This is a genomic window from Janthinobacterium sp. LM6, from assembly GCF_002002885.1.
GTDB lineage: Bacteria > Pseudomonadota > Gammaproteobacteria > Burkholderiales > Burkholderiaceae_D > Janthinobacterium > Janthinobacterium kumbetense.
Genome location: NZ_CP019510.1, coordinates 2,757,253 through 2,769,355 on the forward strand (window position 1 = coordinate 2,757,253; position 12,103 = coordinate 2,769,355).

Here is a 12,103-nt window from a genome sequence, read left to right on the forward strand (position 1 = left end):
CTACCATGCGTGTTTTCTTCTTCCCGACACCTTCGCATGCCCAAGAAATTCCTCTTGCTGATTCCTTTCCTGCTGCCGTTACCGCTCCTGGCCCAGACCTCGCCCACCTTGCTCGACCTGCAGCTGCTCGCCATCAAGGTCAGGGCGGATGTGACCAGCCATAGCCCGGAAAGCATCGCCGAATTTGAGCAGGCACGGCGCGCGGCCGAAGCGGGCGACGTGGAGGCGCAGCTGGAGCTGGCGCGCATGCTGCAGATGGGCGTCGGCACGCCGCAAGATACGGCGCTATCGATGGCCTGGATACGCAAGTCGGCCGAGGGCGGCTATGCGCCGGCGCAAGCGGCATTGGGGCTGGCCTACACCGTGGGCGGCAAGGTGCCCGTCGACCGCGTGCAGGGCGAATACTGGCTGCGCAAGGGCACGGCGCAAGGCGACGAACTGGCGCAAACCATCCTGGCGCTGGAATTCATCAACGGTGACAGCAGTGCCGAAGAGCAGGCGCTGGCCATCACCTGGCTGAAGGCGGCGGCGAACGAGCAGCACTTTGTGCCCGCCTACAATGCGCTGGGCGAGCACCTGATGCGCGCAGCCGTCGATGAACAGGACCGTGGCGAGGCCTTCCACTGGTATTACAGATCGGCGCGTGAAAAGGAGCCGGCCGGCATGCGCAACCTGGCCCGCGCACATGAGCTGGGCCTGGGCGTGGCGCAGTCGGACAAGTGGGCCCTGGTCTGGTACGAGCGGGCCGGATGGAGCGGCGACCTGCCCGCCATGCGGCGCATGATCGAGGTGTATGTCAAAGGTGAACTGGGAGAACAGGCGAATGCCGAGGACGCCGCCGAATGGCGCGCCAGGCTGGCAGAGAAGGAAAACAAATGAAGACTGTCCTGTTGATATTGAGCCTGGCCATGGCGCAGAGCGTGCTGGCGCAGCCAGCCGCCGAACCGGCGCCGCGCCAGCATCCGGCGCTGGTCGAATTCGATATGTCCGGCCTCGATGCCATGCGCGCAAGGGTGCGGGCCGTGGTCGACCGCCCGGCCGACCTGTCGCCGGAGAAGGTCGCCGCTTATGAAACGACGCGCCGCGCCGCGCAAGGGGGTGACACTGCCGCCCAGCTGGAACTGGCGCAGATGCTGCATGGCGGCGAAGGCACGCCGCGCGACTTTGACGCCGGCCTGGCGTGGATGCAGAAATCGGCCGAAGGCGGCTATGGCCCGGCGCAGGCTTTCCTCGGCGTGGCCTACACGCTGGGACAGGGCATGGCCGTCGACCGCAAGCTGGGCGAATACTGGTCGCGCAAGGGCGCCGCGCAAGGCGTGGAACTGGCCAACTTCACGGTGGCCATGCACTTTGAAAACATCCACAGCAGCGCGGAAGAACAGGCGCATGCGCTGCACTGGCTGAAGTTCTATGCCGAAAACGGTTTTGTTCCCGCCTACAATGAAATCGGCTACCGCCTGATGATGACGGCGCAGGACGAGGCGCAGCGCAAGGAAGCATTCACCTGGTACATGCGGGCGGCCAAGGCGCTCGATCCGCCCGGCTTGAACAATGTCGCTTATTCATATGAAGTGGGGCAGGGCGTGCAGCAGAGCGACGAGGCGGCTCTGGGCTGGTATGAAATGGCGGCCATCGCGAAAAGCCCGCCCGGCCAGACGGGTTTCGCGCGGCTGCTGGAGCAGGGCCGTGGCGGCCCGACCCGGCAAGGGCCGGCGCCCAAGCCCTTCGCGCTGTACCTGCTGGCGGCGAAGCAGGGCGACCTGGAAGCCATCGAACGGCTGGTCAAGGTGTACGATAGGGGCGAGCTGGAACAAGCGGCCGACCCTGCGCAGGCGGCCCTGTGGCGCGAAAAGCTCAGGCTGGCCAGGACGCCCTAAGTGGATGAGACGGGGCGGAAACGGCATGCTATCATCATTGTTATCGATAACAATATCATGAGAGACCCATGAATCCCGATTTCCGCTCCAGGGAAATGCTCGAAAAGCATATCCAGCACACGATGAATTTTTATCACCCGCGCGCGTTTGACCCCAGCGGCGGCTTTTATCACTTCTTCCTCGATGACGGCACGGTCTACGACGCCAGTACGCGTCACCTGGTCAGCAGCACGCGCTTCATCTTCAATTACGCCATGGCGTACCGCCGTTTCGGCGGCGACGATTACCAGGCAGCGCTGCGCCACGGCGTGGCCTTCCTGCGCGACGTACACCGCGACCCGGCCACGGGCGGCTATGCCTGGCAACTGTCGTGGAAAGACGGCGTCAAGACGGTGGAAGACGGCGCCAATCACTGCTACGGCCTGGCTTTCGTGCTGCTCGCGTATGCCCATGCCTTGCAGGCCGGGGTAACGGAGGCAGGCGCGTATCTGGACGAAACGTTCGAGTTGATGGAACAGCGCTTCTGGCTGCCCGAACACGGCCTGTATGCGGATGTGGCCAGCGCCGACTGGGCGACGCTGGACGGCTACCGTGGCCAGAACGCCAACATGCATGCCTGCGAAGCCATGCTGGCCGCGTTCGAGGCGACGGGCGAAGCGAGATATCTGCACCGCGCCGAGACGCTGGCGCACAACATCACGGTGCGCCAGGCGGGTCTGGCGAACGGCATGATCTGGGAGCACTACACGCCCGACTGGGCTATCGACTGGGATTACAACCTGCACGACAAGAGCAATATCTTCCGTCCGTGGGGCTACCAGCCCGGCCATTTCACGGAATGGGCCAAGCTGCTGTTGATCATGGAGCGCCACAGCCGGTTCATGGCCGGCCCATCGGACTGGCTGCTGCCGCGCGCGCGCGCCCTGTACGACACGGCGCTGGCCAAGGCCTGGGATGGCGCGCATGGCGGCATCCATTACGGTTTCGGCCCGCACGATGAGATATGCGACGGCGACAAATACTTCTGGGTGCAGGCGGAAAGCTTCGCGGCCGCGGCCGTGCTGGCCGCCCGCACGGGCGAGGAAGCTTACTGGCACAGCTACGACAAGATCTGGGACTACAGCTGGACGCACTTCGTCGACCATGAACACGGCGCCTGGTACCGCATCCTGACGCCCGAGAACCAGAAAATCAGCAATGAGAAAAGCCCGGCCGGCAAGACCGATTACCACACCATGGGCGCCTGCTATGAAGTGCTGAACGTGCTCAAAGGTGCCGCATGAGCGCCGCCGCTTTTCCCTCTTTCCCGACTTTTGTGTCGGCCGGCGAAGCGCTGACGGACATGCTGCGCACGGGCGCCGACGCCTGGAACAGCCAGGTGGGCGGTTCGACCTGGAACGTGGCGCGCGTGATGGCGCGCCTGGGCGTGCCCAGCGCCTTTGCGGGCGGCGTCAGCCTCGACGTCTTCGGCGACGCGCTGGCCGCTGCCACCGAAGCGGCGGGCCTGGACATGCGCTTCCTGCAGCGCCATGCGAAGTCGCCGCTGCTGGCTATCGTGCATGAACTGCATCCACCTACCTATTACTTCATCGGCGACGACAGCGCCGACCTGCATTTCGACGCGTCGCTCTTGCCGGCCGGCTGGATGCAGGGGGCGCAGTGGGTGCATTTCGGCGGCATCAGCCTGGCGCGCGAACCGCTGGCGGGCAAGCTGGTGGCGCTGGCGCAGGAACTCAAGGCGGCTGGCGTGAAGATCAGCTACGACCCGAATTTCCGCATCACGATGGATGAACGCTACGACGCCACCTTGCGCCGCATGACGCAGCTGGCCGACGTGATCAAAGTGTCGGACGAAGACCTGGCGGGCCTGTTCCGCCATGACGACATCGATGGCGCGTTTGCCATGCTGCGCAGCTGGAATCCGCAAGCCACGTATTTGTATACGCGCGGCGCGCAAGGCGCGGCGCTGTACCGGGGCGAGCACACCTGGCAGGCGGCGCCGCCCGTCATCGAGGTGGTCGATTCGGTGGGGGCGGGCGACGCCAGCATCGGCGGCTTGCTGTACAGCCTGATGTACCGGCCAGAGGTCGATGGCGGCGAGCATTTGCGCTTTGCCGTCGCGGCGGGCGCGGGTGCCTGCCTGGCGGCCGGCGGTTCGCCGCCCTCCGTGGAACTGGTCGAGTCGCTGGCGGCGCGCACGGTGGTGCGCTAAGGGACGCTCGACGGGTTAGTGGGGGCAGTCACTTCGCGGCCGGAATGTGCCCCACTGGAGGGCATTCCCCCGTCGACGCCCGCTGCATCAGGGTAAACGCCATCAAATGATGCGTGGCGGGCGCCGTTTCGCCCGCGCGGCGCTGGCGGATTTCGTCGATCACCAGGGTGACCGCGGCGCGCGCCATGTCGGCGATGGGCTGGTGGATGGTGGTCAGCTCGGGCCAGACCGTGGTGGCGACGGGCGTGTCGTCGAAGCCGCACACGCTCAATTGCGCCGGTACCTGCAAGCCCATGCCGTGCGCCACGGCCAGGGTGGCGGCGGCCATGTCGTCGTTGCTGGCGAAGATGGCGCTGGGATGCGGTGCGTGCGCCAGCAGCTGGCGCGCCGCATCGAGACCCGAACGATACGTAAAGTAACCTTGCGCTACCCTGTGCGGCGCTACCCGCAAGCCCGCTTCCCGCATGGCGTCCTCGAAGGCCTGGCGGCGCAGCAGGGCGGGCGTGTGCGCCGGATCGCCCTCGATGAAGCCGATGTCGCGGTGGCCCAGCGCGAGCAGGTGGCGCGTCATGGCCAGCGCGCCTTCGTAATCGTCGATGCGCACGGCCGATACGCCGGACGAGGGGCGCGCCGTGGCCACGGCGATGGCGGGGATGCCCATCCGGTTCAGCTGGGCCAGCACTTCCGGCGAATCGCACAGGGGCGGCGGCACGAGGATGCCGTCCACACCGGCCGCCACCAGGCAATCGATGCCGGCGCGCTGGCTGTCGATGTCTTCGCAGCGTTCGAGCAGCAGCTGGCCGCCGCCCTGGCGGCATTGATCCATGGCGCCAACTAGAAATTCACTGAGGAAGGCCGCGCTCGGATTGCTGTACAACAGGCCGATGCGCAGGGTGCCGGTGCGGGCCGCCCTGGCCGCCAGGTTGGGCTGGTAGCGCAGGCTGGCGATCGCCGCCTCGACCTTGTCGCGCGTGGCCGCGCTGACGCTGGCGCGCCCGTTGATCACGCGCGACACCGTCATGGCCGACACGCCGGCCAGGCGCGCCACGTCGTGCACGGTGGCGCCGCTGGCGGTGTCGGGGGCGGCGTGCGCCGCCTTATTCGAGGTGGCCACCGAATTTCAGCTTGCCGCTGATGCGCATGCCGTGCAATTGCCCCTCTTCCAGTTCGGCGGCGCTGGTGCGCTGCGCCGTGTCGCGCCGCGCCAGTCCCACCGACAGGATATCGAGCATCATGAGCTGCAGCAGGCGCACAATCATGGGCACGAAATTGAGGTTGCCTTCCGGGTGGTTCAATGTCAGCAGCACGTCGGCCAGCTTGGCCAGCGGCGAACCGCTGGCCGTAATCGCCAGCACGCGCGCGCCGCAGCCCTGCGCCACCTTGACGGTGCGCAGCAGGTCGGGCAGGGCGCCGGAACGGGAAATGACCAGCGCCACGTCGCCTGGTTTCAGCATGGCGGCGCTCATTTCCTGCGCCTGCGGGTCGGCAAAGAAGCTGCTGACGATGCCCAGGTTGAGCAATTTGTGCTGCATGTCGTCGGCCACCACGCGGGCGCTGCCCACGGCCAGCAATTCCACGCGCTGCGCGCCGCGCAGCAGTTCGATGGCGGCCGTCAGCGCTTTGACGTCGAGCATGTCGCGCAGGGCCAGCGCGGCCGAGGCATTATTGCCCAGTACCTTGCGCGCCAGTTCGGCGTCGGAATCCGAGATCTCCACGTGGCAGTGGGCCACCGTGATGGCGCCGCCCGTCAGCCCGGAGGCGAGCTTCAGCTTGAAATCGGCCAGGCCCTGCACGCCGATCGAGCGGCAAAAGCGCATCACGGTCGGCTGGCTCACGCCGACGCGCTGGGCGATTTCGGCGATCGGCAGGGTCAGCATGGCGTTCGGTTCCTTCAGGACCCAGTCGGCCACCTTGCATTCCGAGGGGCTCATCCTGCCGCGCGCCTGGCGCACGGATTCGAGCACGGGTGCGCCGGTATGGGCGCGCTTGAGCTTTTGCGCCAGGATGGCGGCGATGCCGAGGAAAGTCGGCAGTTCGGCCGTGATCAGAAAGGTGGGAATCTGCGCCAGGTATTCGTTCAGGCGGCCTTTTTGCTCGAAGCGGGCGCGGAACTGCGACTGTTCGAACAGGGGGCCCAGGCGCGGCACGATGCCGCCGCCTATATAGATGCCGCCCAGCGCGCCCAGGGTCATGGCCACGTTGCCGGCGATGGAGCCGAGGATGGCGCAGAAGCAGTCCACCGCTTCGAGGCACACGTCGCATTCATTGTTCAGGGCGCGGCTGGTGATTTCGGCTGCCAGCAGCGGCAGCGCATCGGGCTTGCCGGCGCGTTCGGACAAAGCGCGGTAGATCAGTTCCAGGCCGCGCCCGGAAGCGAGGCGTTCGGCCGAGACGTGCGACAGTTCGCGCCAGGCGAAGGACAGCACGTCCATCTCGCGCTGGTCGCAGGGCGCGAAGCTGACGTGGCCCCCCTCGCTGCCCAGCGCGATCCAGCGGTCTTCGGCAGGGATCATGCCCGACACGCCCAGGCCCGTGCCCGAACCGAGCAGGCCGATGACGCTGTCGGCGCGCGCCATGCCGCCGCCGATCTGCAGGCGCTGGTCGGGCCGCAGATAGGGCAGGGCCATGGCCAGCGCCGTGAAGTCATTCACCACCAGCAGGGTGTCGAGGCCCAGCGTGGCGCGCATGGCCTCGATCGAGAAGAACCAGTGATGGTTCATCATGCGGATATTGTCGTCGTCGATGGGATTGGCGATGGCGATGGCCGCATGGCGCACGCGCGCCGAACCGGCGGCGCGCGCCTCGCTGCTATCCATATAGGCGGTGATGGCGTCGAGCAGCGACGCGTAGTCGTCGCAGGGCAGCACGGCGACCGCTTCCAGGTGGCCCTGGCGCGTTTCGAGCACGAAGCGCGCGTTGGTGCCGCCGATGTCGGCCAGCAAGCGTGGCCCTTCACTGAAACGCTCCGCCGGATCGCTGCCTGCTACTTCCATTTTTTCATCAATTTTCATGGCGGTGCCTAGTCTCGTCTGCGTGCGCTGTCGTGGCGGCGCACTGTCGTTATGGCAAAAACCAAGGATTTTAATTCGTATACGTGCCGCGTGCCGAAAAATGCGGGACGCCTGCGTAAATGCTTGCCCGCAGTGCCGGAAACGGGCGGCGCCAGCGGAAAAAACGGGGCAGTCAATGCGCCTGTCGGTACGCAAATAAAGTGTCGCAGAGTAGTCGTAGGATTACAACATAATATGTTGATATTTGTTCGTAGTATAGTTACTATGTCCCTGCTGGAAAGAATTCTGGCCAGTACATTCGGCCACGAATGACTAGATAAAAAATAAATTACTGAGGAGACTTACCATGCTGCATCGCACCATGTTGAAGGCCGTGTTGAAAACACTGCCAGCTGCCATCGTCTTAGCCATCGCCAGCGGTTCCGCTGCCGCCGACCCGATGTACCCATCCGACTCCGAAGGCTTCCACGGCTACCTGCGCGCCGGCGCCGGCAGCAATACGTCGGGCGACGGCGGTTCGCAAGGCTGCTTCGGCCTGGGCGGCAATACCATGAAATACCGTCTGGGCAATGAGTGCGACGCCTACACGGAATTCGGCTACACCAAGTCCGTCGCCAAGTCCGGCGGCGTGAACTACCTGGCCACCATCTGGGTCAACGCTTACGCGCCAAACTCGGATTTCGGCGACAACAAGCTGGGCATCGTCAAGGCCTACGTCGAAGCGCAGGGACTCGATTTCCTGAACGGCGGCACGGCCTGGATCGGCAAACGCTTCTACTACCGTCCTGACATCCACATGTTGGACTTGCAATATATCAACATGAACGGCACGGGCGCCGGCCTGGACCGCATTCCCGCTGGCCCGGGTAAATTCTCGTATGCCTTCTTCAAGGACAACGACTTCAACGAGTTCAATGATGACGGTACCATTCGTGGCACCAAGTCGGCCGTGCGCCAGAACTTCATCTACGGTGAAATCCCCGTGAATGAAAACGGCACGCTGGACCTGGCCGCGACCTACATCATCGGCGAAGGCAAGGACAACGACGCTTTTGGCAAGAAGCACAACGGCTGGCAGCTGTCGGCATTCCACCGTCAAGGTAAAGTGTTTGGCGGCGGCAATACCTTCGGCGTGCAGTACGGCGTCGGTCCCGGCACCGGCAAGGGCGCGCAGTTCGGCGCTTCGGGCGACACCGGTTTGGGTTCGGACGTGAAACGCACGCGCATCTTCAATGACATGGCGATCCAGCCGATGGCCAACTTCGGCATGGAATTCGTCGCCCTGTGGCAAAAAGACGAGTCGAACGCCAAGGGTTCGTCGACCTGGACCTCGGTCGGCGTGCGTCCCGTGTACGCATTCACCGACAACTTCAAGCTGGTGGGCGAACTGGGCACGGACCGCGTGACGCAAGCGGGCGGCCAGCCAGCCAAGCGGCTGACCAAGCTGACCATCGCGCCGACGATCTCGGCCGGCCCTGGCCTGTGGTCGCGTCCTGAACTGCGCGCTTTCGTGACCTACGGCAAATGGAACGATGCGGCCACCGCCTCGGTCAATGCGTCGAACAACGGCGGCCCGATCTACAACAACAATACCAGCGGCACGTCCTATGGTTTCCAGGTGGAAACTTGGTTCTAAGTTTGCAGGCGTAGTCAGTCTAGATCAACCTGGCGCATCCTTCGCGGATGCGTTTTTGGCGCCGTCCCGTGATATAAATGCAATGTAGTCGTTTCATGGATCACGGCGCCGTCTTTACACCAAGATGATGCCCGTTTGCAAGCGGGTCTGAGCACAAGAGCGCCGGTACAGGCGCAGATTTCACCTTTTTCGGCCCCCGTATGCCGAAGCCCCCTAAAAGCTTGATCAAAAAAGGAATGTGGAGATGAAACTGAAATTCAAGATTACCCAACTGGCCGCGTTGACCACCCTGGCATTCGCCGGCAGCGCCTTTGCGACCGACGTGGAAGTGTTGCACTACTGGACCTCCGGCGGCGAAGCGAAGTCCGTGGGCCAGTTGCAGCAAATCGTGAAGGAAAGCGGCTTCGGCTGGAAAGACTTCGCCGTGGCTGGCGGCGCTGGCGAAAACGCCGCGACCGCGCTGAAAACCCGCGTCATTTCCGGCAATCCGCCAACGGCCGCCCAGATCAAGGGCCCATCGATCCAGGAGTGGGGCGCGGAAGGCGTGCTGGCCAATATCGATGATGCCGCCATTCCAGGCAAATGGGATGCCGTGCTGCCGAAAGTCGTCGCCGACATCATGAAATACAAGGGCCACTACGTTGCCGCTCCCGTCAACGTCCACCGCGTCAACTGGATGTGGGTCAATCCGGAAGTGCTGAAAAAAGCCGGCGTGGCCACCACCCCGACCACCTGGGATGCGTTCTTCGACGCGGCCGAGAAAATCAAGAAATCGGGCGGCATCGCGATCGCCCACGGCGGCCAGCCATGGCAGGACGCCACCGTGTTTGAATCCGTCGCGCTGGGCGTGGGCGGCACCGAATTCTACAAAAAGGCCATCCTCAAGCTGGACCAGAAGGAATTGACCGGCCCGACCATGCTCAAGGTGTTCGACACCCTGGGCAAGGTGAAGACCTACATCGACAAGGATGCGGCAGGCCGCGACTGGAACCTGGCCACCGCCATGGTCATCAACAACAAGGCCGGCTTCCAGTTCATGGGCGACTGGGCCAAGGGCGAGTTCACGGCTGCCGGCAAGGTGCCGGGCAAGGACTACCTGTGCGTAGCAGCGCCAGGCACGGACAAGGCCTATACCTTCAACATCGATTCGTTTGCCATGTTCACGCAAAAGGATGCGAATGCGAAGAAAGGGCAGATCGCCCTGGCCAACGCCATCATGAATCCGAAGTTCCAGTCGATCTTCAACCTGAACAAGGGTTCCATCCCCGTGCGTTCCGGCGTATCGAAGGACAAGTTTGACGCTTGCGCCCTGAAATCGATGGAAGACATGGACGCCACCAACAAGACCGGCGGCCTGGTGCCATCGTTCGCCCACGGCATGGCGCTGGCATCGGCCACGCAAGGCGCCGTGACCGACGTCATCGCCAAGTTCATGAACACCAACATGAGCTCGAAAGACGCGGTTGCTGCATTGGCCAAAGCGGCAAAAGTGAAGTAATCACGACGGCGCCGGCACTCCCGCCGGCGCCCGCTGCATCGCATGCATCGCAGGCGTCCGCCCTGGCTTTCGGCCGGGCCGGCGCCACACGCAGTTTTTACTTCTACGGCTGTCCTATGTCCATACGCAAGCAATTCGACCGATGGATACCGCAGATGGTGCTGGGCCCCACGCTCATCGCCAGCCTGGTATTCGTCTATGGTTTTATCTTTTTGACCGGTTGGCTGTCGCTGACCGAATCGCGGCTGATGCCGAACTACGAGTTCGCCGGCCTGGTGCAATATTACGAGCTGTTCGACAACGAGCGCTGGTGGACCTCGCTCAAGAACCTCGGCATCTTCGGTGTCCTGTTCATCGGTTGCAGCATCGCCATCGGCCTGTTCCTGGCCATCCTGCTGGACCAGAAAATCCGCGCCGAAGGCGCGCTGCGCGCCATCTACCTGTATCCGATGGCGCTGTCCTTCATCGTCACCGGCACGGCCTGGAAATGGATGCTCAATCCCAGCCTGGGCCTGGAAAAGGTCATGCACGACTGGGGCTGGACCTCGTTTACCTTCGACTGGCTGGTGAACTCCGACATGGCCATCTACACGGTGGTGATCGCCGGCGTGTGGCAATCGTCGGGTTTCGTCATGGCCCTGTTCCTGGCCGGCCTGCGCGGCATCGATGATGAAATCATCAAGGCGGCGCAAGTCGATGGCGCATCGCTGCCGACGATCTACTGGCGCATCGTGATTCCCGCCATGCGTCCCGTGTTCTTCAGCGTGCTGCTGATCCTCGCGCATATCGCCATCAAGAGCTTCGACCTGGTCATCGCATTGACGGCTGGCGGACCTGGCAACTCGTCGTCCGTGCCGGCCATCTTCATGTACCAGTTTTCCTTCACCCGCGGCCAGCTGGGCCTGGGCTCGGCATCGGCCATGATGATGCTGGCCACCATCGTGGCCGTGCTCGTGCCGCTGATGTACCTGGAAACGCGCAGCGCAAAGGCGATGAGATGACACCTACCCCCAATAATCGCCTCACCCTCGGACGGGTGGTTGTATACCTGCTGCTGATCCTGTTTGCGGTGTACTACATCGTGCCCCTGTACGTGACCCTGTCGACGTCGTTCAAGTCGCTCGACGAGATCCGCAGCGGCAACCTGCTGGCACTGCCGCACGTGTGGCAGTTCGATTCCTGGTCCAAGGCCTGGTCGTCGGCCTGCACGGGCGTCACCTGCGACGGCATGCAGCCGTTCTTCTGGAACTCGATCAAGATGGTGATTCCCGCCGTGCTGATCTCGACCTTCCTGGGCGCCTTCAACGGCTATGTATTTGCGCACTGGCGCTTCCGCGGTTCGGAAATCCTGTTTGCCGCCCTGCTGGTGGGTTGCTTCATTCCGTTCCAGGTGGTGATCCTGCCGATGGCGCGCCTGCTGGGCGAATTCGGCCTGGCCAACACGACTACCGGCCTGGTCTTCGTCCACGTGGTGTATGGCACGGCGTTCACGACCCTGTTCTTCCGTAACTACTATATCGGCGTGCCGGAAGAATTGATCAAGGCGGCCCGCATCGACGGCGCCGGCTTCTTCTTGATCTTCCGCAAGATCGTGCTGCCGATTTCGGGTCCGATTTTCGTCGTCTGCATCATCTGGCAATTCACGCAGATCTGGAACGACTTCCTGTTCGGCATCGTCTTCGCCAGCGGCGATTCGCAGCCGATCACGGTGGGCTTGAACAACCTGGTTAACACGTCCACGGGCGTGAAGGAATACAACGTCAACATGGCGGCCGCGGTGATTGCCGCGCTGCCGACCCTGCTGGTCTATCTGGTCGCAGGCCGTTATTTTGTGCGCGGTCTGACCGCAGGCGCAGTCAAAGGTTAAGG

Annotated in this window: 10 protein-coding genes; 8 read left to right on the plus strand and 2 right to left on the minus strand. The window is 63.6% G+C overall.

What is annotated here, in order from left to right; genetic code table 11:
• The first annotated feature begins 36 nt into the window (after positions 1 to 36).
• From BZG29_RS12325 to BZG29_RS12340, 4 genes are all read left to right on the plus strand, one after another.
• Complete coding sequence (locus BZG29_RS12325; RefSeq protein ID WP_077402969.1) at positions 37 to 879, plus strand: tetratricopeptide repeat protein; 843 nt, start codon at positions 37 to 39, stop codon at positions 877 to 879.
• Positions 876 to 1,877 (plus strand): tetratricopeptide repeat protein, encoded by a 1,002-nt coding sequence (locus BZG29_RS12330; protein ID WP_171984999.1) that lies wholly within the window; start codon positions 876 to 878, stop codon positions 1,875 to 1,877. Before BZG29_RS12325 ends, BZG29_RS12330 begins: the two co-directional genes overlap by 4 nt.
• A gap of 68 nt (positions 1,878 to 1,945) precedes the next feature.
• Positions 1,946 to 3,160, plus strand: a complete 1,215-nt coding sequence (locus BZG29_RS12335; protein WP_150130885.1) for an AGE family epimerase/isomerase — start codon at positions 1,946 to 1,948, stop codon at positions 3,158 to 3,160.
• Positions 3,157 to 4,089: a carbohydrate kinase gene (locus tag BZG29_RS12340; protein ID WP_077402976.1), complete on the plus strand. Its 933-nt coding sequence runs from the start codon at positions 3,157 to 3,159 to the stop codon at positions 4,087 to 4,089. Before BZG29_RS12335 ends, BZG29_RS12340 begins: the two co-directional genes overlap by 4 nt.
• Positions 4,090 to 4,117: 28 nt before the next feature.
• On the opposite strand, the gene BZG29_RS12345 is transcribed toward BZG29_RS12340, so the two are convergent.
• Both BZG29_RS12345 and BZG29_RS12350 read right to left on the minus strand, forming a co-directional pair.
• On the minus strand, positions 4,118 to 5,203 hold the full coding sequence (locus BZG29_RS12345) for a LacI family DNA-binding transcriptional regulator (RefSeq protein WP_077402979.1): 1,086 nt from the start codon (positions 5,201 to 5,203) through the stop codon (positions 4,118 to 4,120).
• Positions 5,187 to 7,100, minus strand: coding sequence for a glucokinase (locus tag BZG29_RS12350; RefSeq protein ID WP_077402982.1), 1,914 nt, complete (start codon positions 7,098 to 7,100; stop codon positions 5,187 to 5,189). Before BZG29_RS12350 ends, BZG29_RS12345 begins: the two co-directional genes overlap by 17 nt.
• 346 nt (positions 7,101 to 7,446) lie before the next feature.
• Between BZG29_RS12350 and BZG29_RS12355 the strand changes: the two genes are divergently transcribed.
• The 4 genes from BZG29_RS12355 to BZG29_RS12370 all read left to right on the plus strand — a co-directional run bounded on the left by BZG29_RS12355 (position 7,447) and on the right by BZG29_RS12370 (position 12,101).
• Positions 7,447 to 8,736, plus strand: a complete 1,290-nt coding sequence (locus BZG29_RS12355; RefSeq protein ID WP_077402985.1) for a carbohydrate porin — start codon at positions 7,447 to 7,449, stop codon at positions 8,734 to 8,736.
• Between the two features lie 244 nt (positions 8,737 to 8,980).
• Entirely contained in the window at positions 8,981 to 10,234 is a 1,254-nt protein-coding gene (locus BZG29_RS12360) for an ABC transporter substrate-binding protein (protein ID WP_077402988.1), read from the plus strand.
• Between the two features lie 116 nt (positions 10,235 to 10,350).
• Complete coding sequence (locus BZG29_RS12365) at positions 10,351 to 11,235, plus strand: carbohydrate ABC transporter permease (RefSeq protein ID WP_034777935.1); 885 nt, start codon at positions 10,351 to 10,353, stop codon at positions 11,233 to 11,235.
• Entirely contained in the window at positions 11,232 to 12,101 is an 870-nt protein-coding gene (locus BZG29_RS12370) for a carbohydrate ABC transporter permease (protein WP_077402991.1), read from the plus strand. Before BZG29_RS12365 ends, BZG29_RS12370 begins: the two co-directional genes overlap by 4 nt.
• The last annotated feature ends 2 nt before the right edge of the window (positions 12,102 to 12,103 follow it).